At 57.7% G+C, this 20,906-nt stretch carries 22 protein-coding genes; 6 read left to right on the forward strand and 16 right to left on the reverse strand.

The features are described from left to right. Positions 1–86 precede the first annotated feature (86 nt). Positions 87–2,060: a transglycosylase SLT domain-containing protein gene (locus tag ACR0DK_RS04865; protein WP_480734978.1), complete on the forward strand. Its 1,974-nt coding sequence runs from the start codon at positions 87–89 to the stop codon at positions 2,058–2,060. On the opposite strand, the gene ACR0DK_RS04870 is transcribed toward ACR0DK_RS04865, so the two are convergent. Both ACR0DK_RS04870 and mnmC2 read right to left on the reverse strand, forming a co-directional pair. Beyond that, positions 2,034–2,903: a DMT family transporter gene (locus ACR0DK_RS04870; protein ID WP_223117118.1), complete on the reverse strand. Its 870-nt coding sequence runs from the start codon at positions 2,901–2,903 to the stop codon at positions 2,034–2,036. The genes ACR0DK_RS04865 and ACR0DK_RS04870 overlap by 27 nt on opposite strands. Further along, complete coding sequence (gene mnmC2, locus ACR0DK_RS04875; RefSeq protein WP_223117119.1) at positions 2,900–3,565, reverse strand: tRNA (5-methylaminomethyl-2-thiouridine)(34)-methyltransferase MnmC2; 666 nt, start codon at positions 3,563–3,565, stop codon at positions 2,900–2,902. The genes ACR0DK_RS04870 and mnmC2 overlap by 4 nt, the downstream gene beginning before the upstream one ends. A 55-nt stretch (positions 3,566–3,620) precedes the next feature. On the opposite strand from mnmC2, the gene ACR0DK_RS04880 reads away from it, so the two are divergent. Continuing rightward, positions 3,621–4,655, forward strand: a complete 1,035-nt coding sequence (locus tag ACR0DK_RS04880; RefSeq protein ID WP_480734980.1) for an NAD(P)/FAD-dependent oxidoreductase — start codon at positions 3,621–3,623, stop codon at positions 4,653–4,655. Here ACR0DK_RS04880 and ACR0DK_RS04885 read toward each other — a convergent pair. From ACR0DK_RS04885 to ACR0DK_RS04900, 4 genes are all read right to left on the reverse strand, one after another. Next, complete coding sequence (locus ACR0DK_RS04885; RefSeq protein ID WP_480734982.1) at positions 4,647–5,459, reverse strand: HTD2 family dehydratase; 813 nt, start codon at positions 5,457–5,459, stop codon at positions 4,647–4,649. The two genes, ACR0DK_RS04880 and ACR0DK_RS04885, sit on opposite strands and share 9 nt — an antisense overlap. Positions 5,460–5,504: 45 nt before the next feature. Next, complete coding sequence (locus ACR0DK_RS04890; RefSeq protein ID WP_170663215.1) at positions 5,505–6,047, reverse strand: NAD(P)H-dependent oxidoreductase; 543 nt, start codon at positions 6,045–6,047, stop codon at positions 5,505–5,507. Between the two features lie 96 nt (positions 6,048–6,143). Next, positions 6,144–6,815 (reverse strand): YiaD family glycine zipper/OmpA-like lipoprotein, encoded by a 672-nt coding sequence (locus ACR0DK_RS04895; protein WP_170398755.1) that lies wholly within the window; start codon positions 6,813–6,815, stop codon positions 6,144–6,146. A gap of 118 nt (positions 6,816–6,933) precedes the next feature. Next, a complete protein-coding gene (locus ACR0DK_RS04900) occupies positions 6,934–7,626 on the reverse strand; it encodes a helix-turn-helix transcriptional regulator (protein ID WP_480734984.1) in 693 nt (230 codons plus the stop codon). A 104-nt stretch (positions 7,627–7,730) separates the two neighbouring features. Here ACR0DK_RS04900 and ACR0DK_RS04905 point away from each other — a divergent pair, with 104 nt between their 5' ends. Beyond that, positions 7,731–7,922, forward strand: a complete 192-nt coding sequence (locus tag ACR0DK_RS04905; protein ID WP_480734986.1) for a hypothetical protein — start codon at positions 7,731–7,733, stop codon at positions 7,920–7,922. 2 nt (positions 7,923–7,924) lie between these two features. On the opposite strand, the gene ACR0DK_RS04910 is transcribed toward ACR0DK_RS04905, so the two are convergent. Beyond that, positions 7,925–8,572 carry an RluA family pseudouridine synthase gene (locus tag ACR0DK_RS04910; protein WP_170625796.1) on the reverse strand — a complete coding sequence of 216 codons (648 nt, stop codon included), beginning with the start codon at positions 8,570–8,572 and terminating at the stop codon, positions 7,925–7,927. Positions 8,573–8,669: 97 nt separating this feature from the next. Between ACR0DK_RS04910 and ACR0DK_RS04915 the strand changes: the two genes are divergently transcribed. After that, a complete protein-coding gene (locus tag ACR0DK_RS04915; RefSeq protein ID WP_170398766.1) occupies positions 8,670–9,080 on the forward strand; it encodes a nuclear transport factor 2 family protein in 411 nt (136 codons plus the stop codon). 47 nt (positions 9,081–9,127) lie between these two features. Further along, entirely contained in the window at positions 9,128–9,787 is a 660-nt protein-coding gene (locus ACR0DK_RS04920; RefSeq protein ID WP_480734989.1) for an SGNH/GDSL hydrolase family protein, read from the forward strand. Here ACR0DK_RS04920 and rarD read toward each other — a convergent pair. The 9 genes from rarD to ACR0DK_RS04965 form a co-directional block, all read right to left on the reverse strand. Next, a complete protein-coding gene (rarD, locus tag ACR0DK_RS04925) occupies positions 9,784–10,689 on the reverse strand; it encodes an EamA family transporter RarD (RefSeq protein WP_170398771.1) in 906 nt (301 codons plus the stop codon). The genes ACR0DK_RS04920 and rarD overlap by 4 nt on opposite strands. Before the next feature lie 258 nt (positions 10,690–10,947). Next, positions 10,948–13,401 carry a GcvT family protein gene (locus ACR0DK_RS04930; RefSeq protein WP_480734992.1) on the reverse strand — a complete coding sequence of 818 codons (2,454 nt, stop codon included), beginning with the start codon at positions 13,399–13,401 and terminating at the stop codon, positions 10,948–10,950. 89 nt (positions 13,402–13,490) lie between these two features. Beyond that, positions 13,491–14,471 carry a GlxA family transcriptional regulator gene (locus ACR0DK_RS04935; protein ID WP_170406633.1) on the reverse strand — a complete coding sequence of 327 codons (981 nt, stop codon included), beginning with the start codon at positions 14,469–14,471 and terminating at the stop codon, positions 13,491–13,493. A gap of 9 nt (positions 14,472–14,480) precedes the next feature. Beyond that, positions 14,481–15,374: a homocysteine S-methyltransferase family protein gene (locus ACR0DK_RS04940; RefSeq protein ID WP_170514791.1), complete on the reverse strand. Its 894-nt coding sequence runs from the start codon at positions 15,372–15,374 to the stop codon at positions 14,481–14,483. Between the two features lie 11 nt (positions 15,375–15,385). After that, positions 15,386–16,432, reverse strand: a complete 1,047-nt coding sequence (locus ACR0DK_RS04945; protein WP_480734995.1) for an alcohol dehydrogenase family protein — start codon at positions 16,430–16,432, stop codon at positions 15,386–15,388. Between the two features lie 24 nt (positions 16,433–16,456). Next, a complete protein-coding gene (locus tag ACR0DK_RS04950) occupies positions 16,457–18,907 on the reverse strand; it encodes a GcvT family protein (protein WP_170398785.1) in 2,451 nt (816 codons plus the stop codon). A 15-nt stretch (positions 18,908–18,922) separates the two neighbouring features. Next, positions 18,923–19,303 (reverse strand): GFA family protein, encoded by a 381-nt coding sequence (locus ACR0DK_RS04955; protein ID WP_480734998.1) that lies wholly within the window; start codon positions 19,301–19,303, stop codon positions 18,923–18,925. 4 nt (positions 19,304–19,307) lie between these two features. Beyond that, complete coding sequence (locus ACR0DK_RS04960) at positions 19,308–19,931, reverse strand: LysE family transporter (RefSeq protein ID WP_170611291.1); 624 nt, start codon at positions 19,929–19,931, stop codon at positions 19,308–19,310. Next, the gene (locus ACR0DK_RS04965; RefSeq protein WP_170425828.1) at positions 19,931–20,500 is read right to left on the reverse strand and encodes an XRE family transcriptional regulator; all 570 of its coding nucleotides are present in this window, start codon (positions 20,498–20,500) and stop codon (positions 19,931–19,933) included. The genes ACR0DK_RS04960 and ACR0DK_RS04965 overlap by 1 nt, the downstream gene beginning before the upstream one ends. A gap of 117 nt (positions 20,501–20,617) precedes the next feature. Between ACR0DK_RS04965 and ACR0DK_RS04970 the strand changes: the two genes are divergently transcribed. Then, positions 20,618–20,902: a DUF1294 domain-containing protein gene (locus ACR0DK_RS04970; protein ID WP_170562347.1), complete on the forward strand. Its 285-nt coding sequence runs from the start codon at positions 20,618–20,620 to the stop codon at positions 20,900–20,902. The last annotated feature ends 4 nt before the right edge of the window (positions 20,903–20,906 follow it).

The following is a 20,906-nucleotide window of genomic DNA, read 5'->3' on the forward strand; positions in this document are numbered from 1 at the left end:
CACGATTAAGGGTTTGTGAGTTGATCCCGGCGGCGCAAGGTTTATCCTGCATGGCTGTATCCTTGGTTTGTTGGGGAATGCAAGGGATGAGACGTATTCTGTCGCTTGGAATAGCGATGATTCTGGCGCTGATGCTACAGCCGCATGCCACTCGGGCGGATGCGACGCAGGATTTGCGCGCGGGGCTCTATGAGATGCGCAAGGGCGATTGGAATGCCGCGCTGCGCGTGGCAGGCCAGCGTGGATCGGTGGCGCGTGACATTATTGTCTGGCATTGGCTACGCGAAGGTTTTGGTAGCTCGGGCGATGTGCTGGTGTTTCTTGAGCGGCGCCCGGATTGGCCCGGTTTGGCCTGGCTGCGCCGTAAAAGCGAGCCATCATTCACCGGGGCCGATCCGAATCGAGTTCTGAAATTCTACGAAGGGATGCCTCCGCAAACAGCAGAAGGTGCTTTGAATTATGCCGTGGCTTTGAAAAGCCAAGGCCGCAATGGTGAAGCAGAAGCCGACGTCGTAACCGCGTGGCGAACTATGCCGATGGGGTCGGGCCTGCAAAAGGATTATCTTGAGAACTTCGGGAAACTTCTGAGACCACATCACGAGGCCAGGTTGGATCGGATGTTGTGGGATGGGCATCTGGTCAGCGCCGGGCGGATGCTGCCCCTGGTCAACTCTGATCAGCGCAAACTGGCCGAGGCGCGCATTGCCCTGCAAAAGCGCGAAAACGGAGTGGACGGCAAAGTCGCCGCAGTGCCGGAATCACTGGCCAAAGACCCTGGCCTGGCATTTGATCGTTTCGTGTGGCGGGATCGCAAAGAACTGGACGACAGCGCCATTGATCTGATGTTGGCACGCTCGACCGGACCAAAATCGCTGGGTGAACCCGACAAATGGGCGGAAGGGCGACGCAGACTGGCACGTCTTGAGATGCGCACGGGAGATGCCGAACGCGCCTATGCGATTGCCGCCAATCACCACATGACCCCCGAAATGGGCTATGGCTACGCTGATTTAGAGTGGCTCTCGGGATATCTGGCGCTGCGCAAGCTGAATGATCCGGCCACGGCGGTGCGGCATTTCCAGAATTTCTCGGAGGCGGTGCAATCGCCGATTTCGAAGGGCCGAGGTGGATATTGGCTGGGCCGCGCCTATGCGGCGCAGGGGGATGCTGACAAGGCGCACGAGGCTTATGCCGAAGGCGCGAACTATCAGACCTCGTTCTACGGGTTGCTGGCGGCGGAACAAATCGGCCGTCCGTTTGACAGCGAATTGGCCAACCCACGCCGCGCGCCGCATTGGAAACAAGCCGCATTCGCTGACTCAAGCGTGTTGGAGGCTGGATTGCTGTTGCAGCGCGCAGGAGAGGGAAACCTTTCAGAACGGTTTCTGACCCATTTGGTGGAAGGTCTCGATCAAACCCAAGCCGCTCAGCTGGGTGACCTGGTGATCGAACTGAACGAACCGCATCTGGCCGTCATGATCGCCAAGCGCGCGGCAACAACCGGTGTTGTTTTGCCTGCCGCTTATTACCCAGTGCACCCGGTCGCAGATATGGGACTTCCCATGGCGAAGGAAATGACACTGGCAATTGCCCGACGCGAAAGTGAGTTCGATCCGGTAGTCATCAGTGGCGCAGGCGCGCGCGGTTTGATGCAGGTCATGCCCGCTACCGCCAAACTTGTGGCTCAGGATTTGGGTATTCTGGGTGGCCATAAAACCGCGCGCCTAACCTCGGACTGGCAATATAACGCAAAGCTGGGGGCGAATTATCTTGCAACGCTTGCAGAGGATTTCAACGGCAATGTCGTGATGATGGCCGCTGGATATAACGCGGGGCCAAGACGGCCGATTTCGTGGATGGAACGCTATGGCGACCCGCGCCGGGGCCAGGTGGACGTGATCGACTGGATTGAGACCATTCCTTTCAAGGAGACGCGCAACTATGTCATGCGTGTCGCCGAAAGCCTGCCGGTCTATCGCGCTCGGCTTGGGCAGCCAGCTTTACCAGTGCCATTCTCAAAGGAACTAACCGGTTCAACCCTTTCGTCGTTCGCGCCATAAGGTGAACAGGCCCGCCGCGATCACCAAAGCTGCGCCCAGAACAACCTCGGGGCGCAGGGTTTCGTGGAAGATCGTGATGCCGAGAATTGCGCTCCACATCAGATGGAAATAGGCAAAGGGTTGCACGGCGCTGGCCTCGGCCATTTCGTAGCACTTAATCAATAGCCAGTGTCCCAGAGCGCCTGCGATGCAAAGCGACCCCATCCAAAACCAATCGCTGCTGGCCATGGGTTCCCAAAACCAGACACCGACAGCAGTCATTGCGACTGCACCAGCCACCCCAGTCCAGAAAAAACTGGTCGCGGTACTGTCCCGCCGAGCCGCATACCGTGTCAGCAGGCCATAAATCGCGAACATAAACGCCGAGATCAGCGGGATCACAGCCCAAGGGTTGAACACACCGGCACCGGGCTGCAGGATGATCAACACCCCGATGCAGCCGACCCCGATGGCGGCCCAGCGACGCCAGCCGACTTTCTCACCCAGAACCGGGCCGCTGAGAGCAGCGATCAACAGCGGATAGCTGATGAAAACGGCCTGGCTTTCAATCAAGCCCAGAATGGTAAAGCTGAAAACGGCGACACAAATTTCTGCGGCCAGTAACACACCCCGGAATATCTGGAGTCCCAACTGGCTGGTTTGCGCCGCCGCCCGCAAACCTCCGCTAGATCTCGCAGCCAGAGCAATCACGAATGCGGCAAAGAACCAGTACCGGATCATCACCACCATATACGTATTGTAGGTACCGGCCAGATGGCGCGAAATCCCATCCTGCAAAGCAAACACGATCGTCGCGCTGACCATAAGCGCTATACCGGCGTTGACGTTGTTCTTCTGGCTCATTGCTTCACCGCCCGGGTCATGTGCCGTTTACGGCCAAAGCCGGGGCTGCGGGTAACATCAAAACCTGCGTCGGATAGGCCCCGACGCACGAAACCCGCGGCAGTATAGGTTGCCGCTGTACCGCCTTGAATCGTGTGCTCCGCCACCTGCTGCATCAGGTCAGCCTCCCACAGCTCGGGGTTTTTTGCGGGTGAGAAGCCATCCAGAAACCACGCATCTGCCTCACCTGCCCATGTGGGCAAGGTCTGGCGCGCGTCTCCGACGTTGACCTCAAGATGCAACGTGTCCAGCACGCATTTCTGCCCATTCCATGTTTTCAGAAAGCGATCGGCCCACGGTGTCATCTCGGGGAAGGCGGCTAAAGCACGCGCCATATCGTCAGGCGCCATCGGAAAAGCCTCGAAGCTGGTGAACCGTAAAGGTGTAGTCTGCCCTGCTGCTTCCCACGCCGACCACGCGGTCAACAGATTCAGGCCGGTGCCAAAGCCTAGTTCAGCGATGTGAAACCCCGGTACAAAGCGCGTTGGCAGATCGTTGCCTGCCAGAAACACATGCCGCGTTTCCTCTAACCCGTTCTGCAACGAGTAATAGGGGTCATCGAACCGATCCGAGACCGGGATCTGGTCTTCCGTCCAAGTAAGTTCGGCGCGCTGGTCTGACATCGGGGAATCCTGTAGCTAAGCGGCGCGACACTGAACAACGAAAAGGGGATTGGCAATGGTCGATGTGACGGTGCGGGGCGCAGGAATATTTGGCCTCTCCATCGCTTGGACCTGCGCACGGCGCGGCGCGAAGGTTCAGATCGTCGACCCATTTGGTCCGGGCGCGGGGTCCAGTGGAGGGCTTGTTGGCGCGCTGGCCCCACATGTACCCGAAAACTGGAACACCAAAAAGGCGTTCCAGTTTGAAAGTTTAATCATGGCTGAACCGTTCTGGAAACAGGTCGAGGCCACCGGTGGTGTGTCGCCCGGCTACGCACGTCTTGGGCGTCTGCAACCCATACCAGACGCACGCGGTTTGGAGCTGGCCCAAGCGCGTGAACAAACAGCTGCAACACTCTGGCAGGGTCAGGCTAATTGGCGCGTCCGGTTTATAGATCAGATTGGTGCCTGGTGCCCACCCAGCCCGACGGGATATGTCGTCCACGATACGCTAAGCGCGCGCATGCACCCAAGGCGTGCCTGCGCAGCGCTGGTGGCCGCGCTTGCCGTAATGGGAGTAGAAGTTACCGCCGAAGCGCCCGACAAGGGACAAGTCGTACACGCCACTGGACTTGCGGGTCTGCAAGAGCTCAGCAAGGCGTTTGGCAAGACAATCGGTAACGGCGTGAAAGGACAGGCGGCGTTGCTGCGATTTGATGCGGGCGACGTACCACAGTTGTTTGCCGATGCTGTTCATATCGTGCCTCATGCCGATGGTACGTTGGCCATTGGCTCGACATCAGAACGCGAATACGACGATCCGACCAGCACAGATGCCGCTCTGGACGATGTACTGGACCGCGCCATGCGTGCCGTGCCGGTCCTGCACGGGGCGGAAGTGATCGAACGCTGGGCCGGTGTCCGCCCCCGCAGCAAAAGCCGCGCGCCGATGCTGGGCGCGCATCCCCTGCACAAAGGGCAGTTTATCGCCAATGGGGGATTCAAGATCGGTTTTGGTATGGCACCGAAGGTGGCCGAGGTCATGGCCGACTTGATGCTGGAAAGGCGCGATAGAATCCCGCAGGATTTTCTGCCCGAAGCTTCACTCTGATTGCGGTATTGCCTTGGCTGACATGCATTGTCGGCCTCCGGGTCCACGCACCCAAAACTCCTGACCGTTCCGACACAGGGTCGCCGTTTCGAAATGCATCAGCGGCGACGACGCGCGAAATTTGAACTCTGCCAAGGGTCCCAACAGATCGGTTGCGAACAACATGAGGAATTGGGCCAGCAGAGGCCCATGGACAACCAGCCCGGCATAGCCTTCCACGTCGCGTGCATAGTCAAGATCGTAATGGATCCGGTGACCGTTGAACGTCAGCGCCGAATAGCGGAACAACAGGGTTGTATCAAATTCAACAATGCGGTGATCCAACTCATCCGTTCGAGCCATCGGAACTTTTGGAGCCGGTGCGTCTGATGAGGGATCTTCACGATAAACCAGATCCTGCCATTCGGTCACGCTCAGCGCGCCCTTTTGCCAAATCTCGTGACGCAGTGTGACAAATGCCAACGGTCCGCTACGTCCTGTCTTTGCCACGACGCTTTCTCTGACCGTCCGACGCTCGGCTGCGACCCCTGCCACAAAGGGCTGATGAAACTGCAGTCGCCCACCTGCCCACATGCGCCTTGGTAGTCCCATATCGGGGATCAGACCTTGGCCTACCCGCGGATGTCCATCACGCCCCAGATCGCTCGGCACATGCGGCGACCAGAAATAGAGCTGATGAAAGAAGGGAGGGAGTACTGAGCCTGCCTCAATCGTCGGTTCCCGCCCCATTGCTACCTGCAGTGCAGCCGCTCGGGCAGGATCTACGACATCGGCCTGAGTCTCTATCTGGTCTTGATCCTTCATCCGCATAACCTAGAAGTTGCGGTACAGACCGGCAAGCAAAGGGGATTAAAACCCGGCCTCTGCCCGCAGCTTCTGCATCAGGTTATGCAGCGTATGCTCGTAGCGGTCGTTAGACAGCCGCCCGTCTGCATCAAATTCATTCGAGCTGTCCGCCAAGTGAAGCTCGGGACCTTGCAGAATGCGTGGCTGAAAGGGGACCATGAAGGACCGCAAGATCATTTGCGCCCGCTCCCCCCCGGCCCGGCCCGCAGCCGCAGACATGACGGCGAGCGGTTTATCCATCCAAGGCTTGCCCTTCGTCCGGCTGACCCAGTCCAGCGCGTTTTTTAGAACACCCGAAGGCCCTTTGTTGTATTCCGGGGTTGATATGATCACCGCGTGGGCCTGGGCAATCTGATCGGCCAAAACCTGCACGGTTTCAGGTATGCCTTCGCCAACTTCGAGATCGCCGTCATAAAGCGGCAGACTGAGATCAGCCTCAATGAACGTGCCGGGTTCGAACAGGCGTGCAGCTTCGCGCAGCAATTTACGGTTGGTCGCATCCTGCCGTAGCGAGCCGGAAAGGCCAAGAAGGATCGGTTGGGACATGGGGAAACTCCGCTTTGGTGTTTCCCCTTAGTTATCCCGAGACACCATCGAACCAAAGACCCGATGACGCGCAGTCATTGTGCGCGAGACGCGTGATCAGGTGTTGTCGCTGGGAACCACCACAATCTCGACCCGCCGGTTCTGGGCTTTTCCCTCGGGTGTCAGGTTCGATGCGATCGGGTTGTTTTCACCTTGCCCGACAGTAGTGATACGGGCGTAGCTGACACCATTGGCCTGCAGAATATCAGCCACCGCATTGGCGCGGCGTTCAGACAGTCCGAGGTTGTAGGACGCCTCTCCGTCACTGTCAGTATGACCGATAATCTGGACATTCGAATTCGGGTAATTGACCAGATTCTGCCCCACCTTCACCAAATCGGCACGCAAGGCCGGGCGCACGGTGGAACTGTCGGTGTCAAAGGTGATGTCATTCGGAACCGTGACGATCAGGCGATCACCCGCGTTGACGATCGTGATGCCGTCATTTGCCAACTGCTGCCGCAGCTCTGCAGCCTGCCGGTCAAGTTGGTTGCCGATCACGCCACCGCCTGCGGCACCGATGGCACCACCGGCCAACGCCCCCAACAGTGGGTCAGAGTCATTGGCAATTGCGCCCACACCAGCGCCGATCAGACCACCCAGCAACGCGCCTTGCTTGGCATTCTGGTTGGGATCGTTCTGCACGCTGAGGGTGCCCGGGTCGGTACACGCCCCCAAAAACAGGGCTGAACACAGTCCAACCGTCAGTACACATTTGGAAATCGTCATTGAATCACCTTCTGCTCGCGTACCCGTTCACCGGGTTTGTTTCGTTACGCTTAGTATAACACAGTGAGAACAATAGGCCTCAAGCAACAATTGAGTGAAATCGGCGAATACCCGCCATTCAGGCCACCCCTGCGGAGTTATCCCAGCTGTTCTGCTCCTGCCAGATCGCGCGCAGAGGTTCCCCTTGCCCGCAGAAATGATCCTCGGTCAGCTCGCATGCCCAGATCCGATCTGTGCGGAAATGGCGAAACCCGTTTCGCAGCTCGCACCACGCGGCCAGCATAGTGCATTCTATGTGGTAGATCAGGGCGACGGGCCGCACCGTGCGTTCGGTACGTTCGCCTTCCGAATTCACGTAGGTGATGCGAATTTTACGTTCGGCCCGGATCGCTTCGCGATAGTTTACGACCGGCACACAGCCCTTTTCCGGATCATCCATCGGCGCGCCCCAAGGCGCAACCTGAAGCCAGTCAGCTGGCGCGCGCAGGGCTTCGATCTTACGACACACCCGGTCAGCGGCCTGTTGCAGGGTACTGTCACCAGTGCGGGCCAGCATCGACAGGCCCACCCACAGAGCCTCAACCTCTTCCGCATCGAAATTCAATGGCGGCAGATCATAGCCGCGCCGCATCAAGTAGCCAACACCCGCTTCGCCTTCGATTGGCGTACGCTGGGCCTGCAACACGGCAATATCGCGGTAGACGGTGCGCACCGAAACCTCGAGCTTGGCGGCCAACGCATCGGCCGTCACGGGCGCTTCAGCAGCACGCAAGATCTGAATGATTTCGAACAGACGTGTCGATCGGCGCATCCGGGTCTCCTAAAGATCTGCTGACAACTTAGCACACCCCCCTGACAAGGTGGTGTCAGGAGTGTTGGGCGAAGATTGGGCAATTGCAATTCAGGAGAGTGACCATGCCCTACCTCGACAATCACGTCATGATGACCTTGAAACTGGACCGCTGGTCCCAAGATCACGTTTTGCGCGGATTCGAAATCGAACGTGAAATTGCTGCCGCACGGGAACGCCAAGTTGTACGCCCGGTCAATCGCACCAGGCGGTTTTCGCTCGGAAACCTGAAGATGCTTTGGACCAGTAACGCTTAGAATCAGAACTCGGCTGGCGCGCGAAATTTCATCGACACCCCGCCTTCGGGATTTTTGAGGCGCAGTTCTTCCGAATGAAGCATCAACCGCGGGAAGTCGCGCGCCGCGCCATCGGCATAAAACGGATCACCCAAGATAGGATGCCCCAGCGCCTGCATATGAACCCGCAACTGGTGCGATCGTCCGGTCTTGGGAGACAGGCGAACACGCGTTGTCTCGCCCTCGTATTTAACCACGCGCCAATCCGTAACAGCAGGCTTGCCGGTGTCGTGACAGACCATCTGACGGGGGCGATTGGGCCAATCGACGATCAGCGGCAGGTCAACCGTTCCCGTTTTTGGTTCTACCCGCCCCCATACGCGCGCGACATAAGTTTTGCGGGTCTGGCGATTTTCGAACTGTAGCCCCAGATGCCGCTGGGCATGCGGCGTCTGTGCAAACACCATTACACCGGATGTATCCCGATCCAACCGATGCACCAGCAACGCTTGTGGAAACGCAACTTGCACGCGGGTTAGTAGACAATCAGCAAGATGCGCGCCCCGCCCCGGCACGGACAACAAACCCGCCGGCTTGTTCACCACGATCAATTGCGTGTCTTCAAACAGCACATCCAGAGGGGAGTTTGGGGGATCATAGGTTTCGCTCATGCGCGCTTGCCTATCTCAGGCGGCCCCCTCCCGCAACGTCGTCCTTGCGTGAGTGAAAAGGTTCAGCAACTCTTTGGTCAACAAGAGGGAAGACGGTATGCACCCGACGATCAAACGAATGCAAGAAGTGGTGGCCAAGGGCGATGAAGGCCTGATCCAAGAGTTGCTGGCCGAAGATGTGCGGTTTTCACCACCCACTTACTACAGCACCTGGACCGGGCGTGAACCTGTTGCAGCGGTTCTGGGTCATGTGGGTCAGGTGTTTTCCGAATTTCAGTATCGTCGGATCATGGGCGACGGCGACGATTGGGCATTGGAGTTTCAATGCAAAGTCGGTGCCTTGGACGCCGTGGGTGTAGACTTGATCACGCTGAACGCAGACGGACTTATTCAGGAATTTGAGGTCGTCATGCGTCCTTACAAGACCGTCGGAGCCTTGCGCGAAGCCATGATGGCACGAGTTATGAAAGATGCGCGCTTTCTAAAGTTCAAAGATGCGCTGAGCTAACGGTTCCTTTGCCTGTTGCCGCCGATCAGATTCTCAGAATTCCGCTTTTGCCTATTCTGGCAATTCAGGGGTTCGCGGTAAGACGCAATGCGCAATTTCTGCCAGAACCGACTGGTCCCCGCCAAGGGTGTGCAGGGCGCGGGCCCAGACTGCGCTTGTTGATCACCGGGGACAGCTCGGCCGCTGGCGTTGGGGCGGGCACCCTAGGCCAGGCGCTATCCGGGCAACTGGTCGGCCAATTGGCAAAGCGTTATACCGTGGAATGGCGGCTTGAAGCGACCACCGGGCATACCACTCAAAACACTATTGAGCAGCTGCAAGGGCTTTCCGAACAGTTTGATGTGGCCGTAACGGCGCTGGGTGTGAACGACGTGACCCGAGCGGTAAGCAGACAAAGCTTTGAGGACCACCAAGCACGCCTATTAGACCTTCTGACCGGGCCGATGAAAGCCCGGCAGGTGATCGTGTCTGCGGTTCCTCAGATGGCGCGTTTTCCCGCTCTGCCTCAGCCGCTCGCCTGGTTTTTGGGGCAACAGGCTGCAAGGCTGGATCACGGCTTGCAGACGGTGGCTGCAGCATATCCGCAAGTTTCACATCTGGCGCTGAACCTGCCCGATGACCCGGCGCTCGCCGCGCCGGACGGATATCATCCAAGCCCCAAGGCCTATGCAATCTGGGCCGAACAGCTTGCCCAGCTCATTCGCTAGGCCTGAGACCGTATTTGCCGGATCATCGGGATCGAATACACAATCAACCCGGCCCAGATCAGGGGGAACGCGATCAATCTTGCCTGATCAATACGCTCTCCGAACAACGTGATCGCGGTGATAAAAATCATCGTGGGCGCGATGTACTGCAGGATGCCCATCGTCGACAGACGCACCAGTTTGGCCCCATTGGCATAAAGCAGCAACGGAATTGCAGTCACCAGCCCCGCGCCTGCAAGCAGCGCAGTGTCTGACACGGCTGCTCCAAAATGCCCGGCACCACTTGTTCCAAGCCAGGTGACGTAGGCCAGGGCGGGTACCAGTAGAATCAGGACTTCCAACAAAAACCCTTGGTTGGGCCCGATCGGGAGTGAGCGCTTGAAGAACGCATAAAACCCCCAGCTGAACATTAAGCCCAAAGCCGCCCAGGGTAAGCTTCCCGCCTGAAACACCAGTACCAACACCCCCAAAGCGGCCAACCCGACCGCAACCAACTGTGTTCGGTTCAGAGGTTCACGCAGCAATATCGCACCCAACGCAATGCTGAACAAAGGGTTGATGTAATAGCCCAAAGCCGCGTCCAGCGCATGCCCCGATGAAATCGCCCAGACATAAATCGCCCAGTTCACCGAGATCAGCGCCGCTGTAATTGCCGCCATACCCAACATTTTGGGATTGCGAAGTGCAGTTTTCAGATCGCCGGTCCGCCCGAGCGCTATCAGCAGCAGCCCGGCCACCGGCACCGACCAGATCACCCGATGCGCAACTACCTCGATCGGGCCGATATGCTCCATTGCTTTCATGTAAAGTGGCAGGAAGCCCCAAAGCACATAGGCCATCACAGCCAACGCCAGCCCTTTAGGCGTATCGGTATTGTTTGGTGGTACGCGGGTGTCTGCCACAGAGAGTCTCCGACTGATACCGTGTTTCTCTACGGCAAATCAGATGGGCTTGGGAACTATCAAAACTGTGAAGCAGGGCATCAAAGTTTCTGATAGGTCGCGCGTTCTGCAGCCAACCTACATGCGAAGCGCTGTCTCACGCTCATGGATATTGTTGGCCAGATGAGCAGGTGATCCCTTGTTGATCTGGCCAAAAATACTCTCGCGCGCGTCGCCCGTTACGGACGGTGGGGCAGAGCCTACCCCTGTCGATGTTTTCTAGACTTTGACCCGCTCGGATTTCGCATCGTACATCGGTTTCAACGACGCCTCTGCCTGGACTTTCACACCACAGACATCGATCTCATAGGTCGAGGCCAGCACGTCTGCAGGCTTTTCGCCCTCGCAGGGCACATAGCCCAGACCAATGGCACCACCCAGCGTGTGACCATAATTGCCCGAGCTAAGGTAACCTACATATTCACCATCGCGCACGATTGGTTCGTTGTGGAACAACAGTGGTTCGGGATCAGTCAGTCTAAACTGGACAAGCCGGTTCTTGGGCCCGCTTTCCTTTCGGGCCATCACCGCCTCGCGACCGATGAAATCGCTGCCTTTGTCCACTTTGACGGCAAATCCCAATCCCGCGTCGACCACGTGATCCTCGCAGGTGATGTCATGACCGAAATGGCGAAAACCCTTCTCGATCCGGCAACTGTCCATCATGTGCATGCCGCAGAGTTTCAGGCCCATATCTTGTCCGGCTTCGTGCAGCGCCTCAAAAACATGACCTGCCATGTCGGACGACACATAGATCTCCCACCCAAGCTCACCCACATAGGTCACCCTGTGGGCGCGAGCGAGACCCATACCGATCTCAATCTGTTGCGCCGTGCCAAAGGGGTTGGTCCTGTTCGAGAAATCAGCGGGCGAAACCTTTTCAAGCAATGCACGTGCATTCGGCCCCATGACGGCCAAAACGCCCTCGCCAGCGGTGACATCGGTGATAACCACATTGAAGCCGCCTGCATGACGCATCATCCAGGTCTGATCCGCCAATCGGGTCGCCGCGGGGGTGACGACCAGGTAGGCGGTCTCAGTCAACCGTGTGACCGTGACATCTGCTTCGATCCCACCGCTACGGTTTAGGAATTGGGTGTAGACGATCTTGCCATTGGGCACTGAATAATCGCCGCCGCCGATATAGTTCATGAATTTCTCGGCATCCGGCCCTTCGACGCGGATTTTGCCGAAGGACGACATGTCATACATGCCTACATTTTCGCGCACGGCACGGTGTTCGGCAGCCGAATTCTCGAACCAGTTCTGCCGTTTCCAGCTGTATTGATACTCCCGTTCCTGCCCTTCGTGGGCAAACCAATTGGCGCGCTCCCACCCAGCCAATTCGCCCATCACGGCACCCTGCTCGATCAAGTGGTGGTGAAACGGTGTCCGGCGCACACCGCGCGCGGTGGCCTTTTGGCGATAGGGATAGTGGTCGGCATAAAGCAGGCCGAGCGTCTCTTTCGAACGTTCAAAGAGGTACTGCTTGTTGCCCTGAAACGGCTGCATGCGACTGATGTCAACATCGCCCAGATCGAACGGTTTCTCGCCCGAGTCCATCCACTCGGCCAGTGCCATACCGGCACCACCCGCCGACTGAATACCGATCGAGTTGAACCCTGCAGCGACCCAAACGTTATCCATCTCGGGGGCGAGTCCCAAGTGATAGGCATCATCCGGCGTAAAGGATTCGGGGCCGTTAAAGAAGGTGTGAATCCCCGCCTCGGCCAACATCGGCATCCGATTGCAGGCCGCTTCGAGTATTGGTTCAAAGTGATCGAAATCCTCTGGCAACTGGTCGAATTCGAAACTGTCGGGGATGCCGTTCATCGCCCAGGGTTTTGCATTTGGCTCAAACGCGCCCAGCAGGATTTTTCCGGCATCCTCTTTGTAGTAGGCACATTCATCCGGTACGCGCAGCACCGGCAGTTGGGTCAGCCCGTCGATCCCTTCGGTCACGATATAGAAATGTTCGCAGGCGTGAAGCGGCACGTTCACACCTGCCATCTTACCAACTTCGTGGCCCCACATGCCCGCACAGTTCACCACCATGTCGCATTCGATATGGCCCGAGGAACTGCCATCGTCCGCAATCCAGTCCACGCCGGTGACTTTACGACCCTGCTTGACGATGTCGGTGACTTTCACACGTTCTTTGACGACGCCACCGCGCTGACGCGCACCTTTAGCCAAAGCCAGAGCGATATTCGCTGGATCACCCTGCCCGTCCAAAGGCAAATAAACCGCCCCCTTGACCCCTTCGAGGTTCAGATGGGGATACAGCTCTTGCACACGATCATTGTCGATCTCTTCGACCTCAACCCCGAAGGCGCGGGCCATGGCGGCCTGACGATAGATCTCTTCCTTGCGCTCTTCAGTCAGGGCCACCGTGATCGATCCGCAACGCTTGAACCCTGTGGCAACGCCAGTTTCTTCCTCAAGTGCGCCATAGAGTTCCTGACTGTACTTGGCCAGCTTGGTCATGTTTGCGGTCGCGCGCAGCTGCGCAATCAGACCTGCAGCATGCCATGTGGTGCCGCTGGTCAGTTGCTTGCGCTCAAGCAACACAACATCGGTCCACCCTTTCTTGGTAAGGTGATACGCGACCGAGCATCCGATGACGCCGCCGCCGATGATGACCACACGGGCCTTGGTGGGAAGATCAACCATCCTGATGTCTCCGCTGTCTCAGGTTTTTTGCAAAATGCCATGAAGGATCGACAAAAAAAGCGTCAAAAACGTCATCTCAATCGCGAAAATCACCTATATTCTGCACGTCTTTTTTGACGTCTCAGAACAAACGGAGTGACGCCAAAGACGCTTTTGTAAACGGATGAGAATCCGTTTGGAAAGCCGCACACCAAGCCGATTTCCCGCACGCTCATCGTTGTGTTCAAAAGCAAGTTGTTGGCTTTGGCCAAGCGCATTTCTCGGTAGAATCCGTTTGGAGTGGTTGCGAAAGTTGCCTTGAACTTGCGCTCGAGCGATCTGTTCGACACGTGTAACATGTCAACGATCTGATTGATCGGTAACGGTTCTTCGATATTCGCCTGCATCAGCTTGATACATTGATCCAGCTTTGCGTCACCTGTGGCTGTATTCCGAGCGCCCGAAAACGGCTGCATGGATGAGAAATCGCGGATGTTCTCGTGCAGCATGATATCCGCAACTGTCATCTTGGCGGCACCCGAAATGTGCCGCCCAATCACCGCCAGTGCCACATCCGTCGTTGCCTCCATTCCCGCGCAGGTGACCACCGAACCCTGTTCGGTCGCAATTGAAAGCTTGGCCTCAAAACGCGCGCCACGTTCGCGTAAGAAAGAGGCGTTTTCCCAATGGGTTGCCATATGATCAGCGCCGTTTTCATCGATGTACCTGCTTGCCGCTTCGGCCAGCAAAAAGACCTGGGCTCCCCGGTACGTATAGTCGGGCACGACGCGACCTAAAGAAAGCTCTGGCTGATCCGGATCCGAGTTTCCGATCACAAACAGATAATCCGCATCGGGCTGCGCAGGTATGGTTTCGGTCGACACCGTCGCGCAACTGCTGCTTTCAACAGGCCCCCCCTTTCGGGACCGGTAAGTGAATGTGAACGGAGGATGCGCGCAAACCCGGTTGGCCAGGCGCAACACATCGACCAGCGACGCGAGTTCCAGCAACACGAAACCGGGTGCAACCAGAATATCGAAATGCTGCTGATCCCGATCTTTTCGCCGTTCAGGTTTGTTGCGGATCGACATGAGGCACACTCAAACAATTGTGTGCCCGGCCGCACGTAAACTGTCGGCAAGGGTTTCGATATGATCTGGCCCAACTTCGCAGCAACCGCCAACAATCGTCGCGCCCTGCGCCACCCAGCCCATGGCATGCTGCGCATAGGCGTCAGGGTCTAGGTCATGACGGCTTTCCAGAGAGTCAACCGTCGGGGCATCCTTCAAAAAACCGTCTTTGATACCAGTAAAGCCATTGGCATAAGCGCCGAACGGGCGACCCAGCTTTGCGATGATCTCCAGTGCAGCCGGAATCGCTTCCGGGCGCGCGCAGTTGATCAAAACGGCCTCGGGGGCGTAACGCGCAACAAGCGGGGCGATGTCCTCCAGCGCTTCGCCTGACCGCAATCGCGTGCCGTCATCATCCATAACCGACATTGCCAGCCAGACGGGTTTGCCGCAATTCTCGGTACCGCGAAGCGCACCTTCGGCTTCCAGAACCGAGGACACGGTTTCGATCAGGAATAGATCAACCCGGTCTGCCATCAGTTGAGCCAGCTCGGCAAATTTTTCAGCCGCATCGTCTGGGTCGGGATTCAGATCGGGCCGGTAGCTGGCCAAAAGCGGACCAAGCGCACCAGCGATACGACCGTCAGTTCCCGCGCAAGCCTGCTCGGCCCGCGAAAGAGCAGCCTCGATCAGAAGTGGCATCTGGTCTTCGATCCCCTCACGCACCAGCCGCGAGCGGTGAATGGCATAGGTATTCGTGGTGGCAATCGTCGCGCCACTGCGGAAATAGGCCGCGTGAACTTCGGTCAGCAAGTCAGGTTTGTCGATCATCACCCGCGTTGACCACAAAGGCGTGGGCTGGTCACCGCTGCGTTTCACCAGTTCCTGCCCGATCGAACCATCTAAAAGCGTAATGTCAGCCATCTACCCCCCTTTCACGGTATTAATACCAGTTTCCCGGGCAAGGTCTTGGACATAAAATCCTCTTGCGCCTGAACAATGTCACGCAACGGGTAGGTTTTTGAGACCAAAGGCCTGATCCGACCTGCATTCATCAGCACAACAAGTCGGCCAAAGACTTCGGGAGGCTGATGGGTGCAGCCATGGATTGTGATGTCGCGCAGATAGATGTCTCGCAAATCGGCGCTGACGATGGGGCCAGCGATTGCACCTGACACCGCATAGTGCCCGCCGGGTTTCAGCGCCAGTATGAGATCGGGCCAAGCCGAGCCGCCCACCACATCGATGACGACATCGAACATATCCTTCGGCAGCTGCGCATCCCGGTCAAAGGTTGCCGACGCCCCCTGCGCTTTGACCACATCCGCCTTGGCAGCGCTTGTCACCCCCCAGACCGTCGCTCCTCGTAGCGCCGCGAGCTGGACCGCGGCGAGGCCCACACCGCCTGAAGCCCCTGTAATCAGCACTGTGTGGCCTGCCGACACACCAGCGCGAGTCAGCAGGTTTTCTGCGGTCCCAAACGCGCAGGGAATAGCGGCGATTTCCACGTCTGATAGGGGCGAGGCGGTCACATCATAGAGATCATTGCTATCGACCAGACAGTATTGGGCAAACGCTCCGTCGATTTCTGAACCAAGCGCGATAAAACCATGCGGTCTACCCGGCCCCGGGCGTGGCAAGTTGATAGGACAGGTCACGCGTTGGCCGGGCTTGAACGCCGCTCCCGGTCCAACCTCTTCAACAATCCCACACAGATCACCACCTTGGATGCGGGGAAAGTGCAGCGCACCTCCCCACCCGCCGGCCTCAACCTGCTGATCTACCGCATCCGTCGCTTTTGTAACATCCGACGAGTACCAGCCGATCCGCGTGTTGATGTCGGTGTTGTTCACCCCGGCAGCGGCTACGCGCACCAGAACCTGCCCCGGACCGGGGGTCGGAACGGGGACGTCTTCCCGCCATTCCAACACCTCAGGACCTCCATGGCCAGTCAGATATACGCCTTCCATCTGCCGGGTCATATCAGCGCCTTTCTGTCGTAGGGGTCAGGCCCTCAACCGTTCATTTGCAGGATCCCAGAGCGGCTGATCCTCCTGAACAACAGCACGACATTTCTGACCGTAGATTTCAACCTCTAGCTCAGTTCCCGGGACAGCCAGATCTGCGCGCACCATGCCCAGCGCGACCGAGGCACCAATGCGATACCCCCACGCACCCGATGTGGTTTCACCCACGATCTCATCACCGCTCCAGATGCAGGACATGTAAGGCGCATCGACCTCACCTGCGTCCACGATCAGAGTGACAAAGGACTTTTTAACGCCTTGCTGTTTTTCGTTCTGAATGGCTGCTTTGCCAACAAAATCCTGTGGTTTATCGAGCTTGACAAAGCGCCCCAAACCACCTTCCAGCAGAGAGTAATCTGTGCTTAGGTCGCCTTTCCACGCGCGATAGCCTTTCTCGATCCGCAGCGAATTCAACGCATACATGCCAAAGGGTTTCGCTCCGGCAGCCAGCACAGCTTCGTAGATGGCGGGCATCGCATCATTTTCAGCATGGATTTCCCAACCCAACTCACCCGCGAAAGATACACGGATCAGGAAGGCATCCTGCCCGGCCACTTTGGCGAATTGGTGGGTCAGCCACCCTTGCTGCAAATCTGCATCGGTGATGCCGGACAATACATTCCGCGTCATCGGTCCGGTCACGATCAGTGTGTCGCGCTCGGTTGTGGTTTCCCGAACGGTCACACCTTCGGGCACCGAATTGCGGATCAAATCACCATCGTGCCACTGTGCCGTGGCAGCAGTGATTAGGACGAAATTGTTCTCAGCCAGACGGATACAGGACAGCTCGGTCAAAATGCGCCCTCTTTCATCCGAGACATAGATCAGATTCATGCGCCCTGCTTTAGGGATACCTCCGGTACAGAAGCCACGCAGCCAGTCATCCGCCCCCTCGCCTTGTATCCAGAACCGCGAGAAGCCCGGCAGATCCAGCACCCCGCAGTGATCGCGCACGGCTTCGCATTCTTCTTTGACCCGTTGCTCCCAGGGGCCCGAACGTCCCCAGGTATGGGTGGCTTCCAGTGACGTGTCATCGCCGGTTTGCGCAAACCAGTTTGCGCGTTCCCAGCCGTTGTACGCGCCCATGACACCGCCCAATTCCTTGACCTTGGCGTGCACAGGCGAGACCTTCTTGTCGCGTGCGGCAGGCCATTCGTGATGTGGGAAATGCATGGCGTATTCGTTGCCGTAGACTTCCATCCCTTTCTGATTGCAGTAGTCCTGATCGGTGTAGTCGGTGTAACGACGCGGATCGACGGCCCACATATCCCATTCGGTGTGACCATCGACGATCCACTCGGCCAGAACTTTGCCTGCACCACCACCTTGGGCGATACCGAAAGTGAAGGTATGAGCCTCGAACGCGTTTGTCACACCCGGCATCGGGCCAATCAACGGCAGACCATCTGGCGCATAGGGGATCGGGCCATTGATGACGCGACCAACGCCCGAGGTTGCCATCAGCGGAACCCGTTCCATTGCATCGGTGACGATATCCTCGATCCGGTCCAGATCATCGTTCCACAGTTGGAAGCTGAAATCCTCGGGCATCGGGTCATCCTCGGTCATCCAGTGGCCCTTGCAATTAGGCTCATAAGGGCCAAGGTTGAAGCCATTCTTCTCTTGCCGCAGGTAGTACGAGATATCGACATCGCGCAGCAGCGGCAGCTTCTTGCCACCATTTTCTTTCGACCACGCTTCGATTTCGGGAACTTCGTCAGTCAGCAGATACTGATGGCTCATGACCATGGCCGGGACGGTTCGGCCGCCAAAGGGTTTGAACCATTCCCCTACGCGCTGCGCATAGTAACCGGCGGCGTTCACCACATAATCGCAGGCAATATCACCCTTTTCGGTATGCACGGTCCATGTGCCGTCGTCCTGCTGTGTCACACCGGTTGCCGGGCAGAATCGGATGATCTTTTGCCCCATATCCCGCGCTCCCTTGGCCAGAGCCTGAGTCAGCTGCGCCGGGTCAATGTCACCATCGGTCGGGTCATACAGAACGCCTTCAAGATCATGGGTCTCCAGGAAAGGATAGCGTTCCTTGGCCTCTTCCGGAGTCCACATCTCCATCGGGATGCCTTGATAGCGGCCCATAGACATGGCCCGTTCGAATTCCTGCATCCGCTCCTTGCTGTGCGCCAGACGAATTGACCCGGAAACGTGGTAGTTCATCGGATAGTCGACCTCGTCCGCGAGGCGCGAATACAGTTCGGTCGAATAGCGCTGCATGTTCATGATCGCCCACGAGGTCGAAAACGTCGGAACGTTACCCGCCGCGTGCCATGTCGAGCCTGCGGTCAGTTCGTTCTTTTCCAGCAGAACACAATCCGTCCAGCCCTTCTTGGCCAGATGATACAGCGATGAACAGCCCACAACGCCGCCGCCGATGATGACCACACGGGCCTTGGTTGGAAAATCACTCATGTGTTTGGTTCCCTATTAGTGTGCCCGCTGGGGCAGGTCGTCTTTGATGTCATAGTAATCGCCCTTGTCCGCAACGAAGATGTGCTGGGCGAGTTTCAACCCGGTCGGCTCATCCAGTGAGCCCACGGAAATTGCGATCGTGTCCTCGTCATTGTGCTGCCAGAAGAGGAACGAGCCACAAGCGCGGCAAAATCCGCGCTTGGCAATGGCAGAGGCGCGATACCAGCCCAGCGTTTCGCTGGTGGTAAAGCTGAGATTGTCCTGATGCGTAACGGTCGAGGCCCACAGATGACCCGACTGTTTGCGACACTGCCCGCAATGGCAGGCATTTGGTGGCGTGAGGTCTCCGTCAACAACAAAAGCGACCGCGCCGCACAGGCAGGAACCGGTATGCATGTCTTTATCCCCTCGCTGTCGGCGTCGAACTGGCACCCAGCAAAACGCCATAAATGATGAAACAGGTCGCCATCACGCGGCGTACCCAGATATTGAACACCGCCCCCAACGCAGCCTTGCCCATCAGCGCCCCCAGCGACGTGAACCCGGTATAGCTGAGCGTCGTGATGACCAGTGCCGTCGGCATGATCACCGCCATTTGCTGCCAGATGGGTACATCCGGCTGCACAAATTGCGAAAACGCCGCAAGGTATCCGGCGACGCTCTTGGGGTTGATCGTGGCAACAGCCAGCGCGTGAAAGTAAACATGTCTTGCCGGACGCTCTGATGCCGGAGCGGGTTTCGCTGCGTTCATCCAACCGCGAATGCCCATCCAGATCAGAAACCCGGCCCCGATAAGTTTGGCGACAAAGAAACCCGTTGGCGACGCGGCAATCAACGCTGTGATTCCCACAGCCGAGAGGATCAGGAACACACTCGCCTGAGTCAAAATAGCCAAGACACCCAACATAGCCTTGGAGAACGGCAGGCTCATCCCATTTGAGATGCAATTGACCGCATTCGGCCCCGGGGTGGTCACGAACACCACCCAGAACAGAGCGAATATGGTCCAGGCCTCAAAACTCATCAGTACACCGGAGGGGCGATGACCCAGATGGCCACAGCGGGCTCATCAAAGGGGTTGGACCAAGTGTAGGGCTCGTGCTTGATCCGGAAGCTATCGCCGGGGCCGACCTGAAAGCTGCGCGAGCCGATCGTCAGTTCCAGACGGCCTGAAACCATATAGCCGACTTCCTGCGTCGGCCGGTTTGCCGGGGTCTGCATCTGCGAATGCGGCTCAAAGGTCGAATGCACCATCTCGAAATCGTCGGTCAGGTCAGGCGAAAGCAGTTCTTCGATCAACCCTTCTTCGCCAGAGCCCATCGGGCGACGGGACCCTGCCCGCACAATATACCCTTGCTCATCCACCGGCGCAGCGGAATGGGCAAACAGCATCGACATCGGCACACCCAGACATTCGGCAATCTGGCGTAGATCCGAAATCGACGGCTCGGACATGTCACGCTCGACCTGGCTGAGCCAGCCAACGGACCGATCCAATCGGTTGGCGATCTCGGTCAGAGTCAGCCCGCGCGCCTTGCGCAGTGCGCGAAGGTCGGCACCGAGGGATGCGCTATGAGGGGCTTGCGAATTCAAGTTGCGTTCCGAGTCTGCGTGAAATTTTCTGTTACTTTTTCACGGTGCCTCGAATCGGTGAAATTTCCAAGCATTTTTTCACTTGGGTCTGCAAATTTAGTTGGCTATGCACGCTCCATGTGGATTGCCGTAATCTATCTTTGGGCCATTAATACCCTGACTTTGATGGCGTTTGGCTTGGATAAGCTGCGCGCGCGCCGTAGAAGGCGACGCATCCCCGAGCGGCGCTTGTTATGGTTGGCGGCACTAGGTGGCAGCTTGGCCGCGCTACTGGGGCGCTGGATCTTCGGGCACAAGACCCGCAAGCGCGGTTTCTCGGCTTGGCTATACACGATCACAGCGTTTCAGGCCGGGCTTTGCTATCTGATTATGTCCCGAGATCTTGGCGCATTTTTGCGATAGCTCG

Source organism: Ruegeria sp. CE6, assembly GCF_056537485.1.

Coding starts and splice junctions, on each gene's coding strand:
- ACR0DK_RS04865 (WP_480734978.1), top strand. CDS start 87: ATGAGACGTATTCTGTCGCTTGGAATAGCGATGATTCTGGCGCTGATG.
- ACR0DK_RS04960 (WP_170611291.1), bottom strand. CDS start 19,931: ATGAGTTTTGAGGCCTGGACCATATTCGCTCTGTTCTGGGTGGTGTTC.
- ACR0DK_RS04935 (WP_170406633.1), bottom strand. CDS start 14,471: ATGTCGATCCGCAACAAACCTGAACGGCGAAAAGATCGGGATCAGCAG.
- ACR0DK_RS04900 (WP_480734984.1), bottom strand. CDS start 7,626: ATGCGCCGATCGACACGTCTGTTCGAAATCATTCAGATCTTGCGTGCT.
- ACR0DK_RS04955 (WP_480734998.1), bottom strand. CDS start 19,303: ATGCATACCGGTTCCTGCCTGTGCGGCGCGGTCGCTTTTGTTGTTGAC.
- ACR0DK_RS04945 (WP_480734995.1), bottom strand. CDS start 16,432: ATGACCCGGCAGATGGAAGGCGTATATCTGACTGGCCATGGAGGTCCT.
- ACR0DK_RS04930 (WP_480734992.1), bottom strand. CDS start 13,401: ATGGTTGATCTTCCCACCAAGGCCCGTGTGGTCATCATCGGCGGCGGC.
- ACR0DK_RS04880 (WP_480734980.1), top strand. CDS start 3,621: ATGGTCGATGTGACGGTGCGGGGCGCAGGAATATTTGGCCTCTCCATC.
- ACR0DK_RS04970 (WP_170562347.1), top strand. CDS start 20,618: ATGTGGATTGCCGTAATCTATCTTTGGGCCATTAATACCCTGACTTTG.
- ACR0DK_RS04885 (WP_480734982.1), bottom strand. CDS start 5,459: ATGAAGGATCAAGACCAGATAGAGACTCAGGCCGATGTCGTAGATCCT.
- ACR0DK_RS04950 (WP_170398785.1), bottom strand. CDS start 18,907: ATGAGTGATTTTCCAACCAAGGCCCGTGTGGTCATCATCGGCGGCGGC.
- ACR0DK_RS04895 (WP_170398755.1), bottom strand. CDS start 6,815: ATGACGATTTCCAAATGTGTACTGACGGTTGGACTGTGTTCAGCCCTG.
- ACR0DK_RS04940 (WP_170514791.1), bottom strand. CDS start 15,374: ATGGCTGACATTACGCTTTTAGATGGTTCGATCGGGCAGGAACTGGTG.
- ACR0DK_RS04905 (WP_480734986.1), top strand. CDS start 7,731: ATGCCCTACCTCGACAATCACGTCATGATGACCTTGAAACTGGACCGC.
- ACR0DK_RS04890 (WP_170663215.1), bottom strand. CDS start 6,047: ATGTCCCAACCGATCCTTCTTGGCCTTTCCGGCTCGCTACGGCAGGAT.
- ACR0DK_RS04910 (WP_170625796.1), bottom strand. CDS start 8,572: ATGAGCGAAACCTATGATCCCCCAAACTCCCCTCTGGATGTGCTGTTT.
- ACR0DK_RS04870 (WP_223117118.1), bottom strand. CDS start 2,903: ATGAGCCAGAAGAACAACGTCAACGCCGGTATAGCGCTTATGGTCAGC.
- ACR0DK_RS04915 (WP_170398766.1), top strand. CDS start 8,670: ATGCACCCGACGATCAAACGAATGCAAGAAGTGGTGGCCAAGGGCGAT.
- mnmC2 (WP_223117119.1), bottom strand. CDS start 3,565: ATGTCAGACCAGCGCGCCGAACTTACTTGGACGGAAGACCAGATCCCG.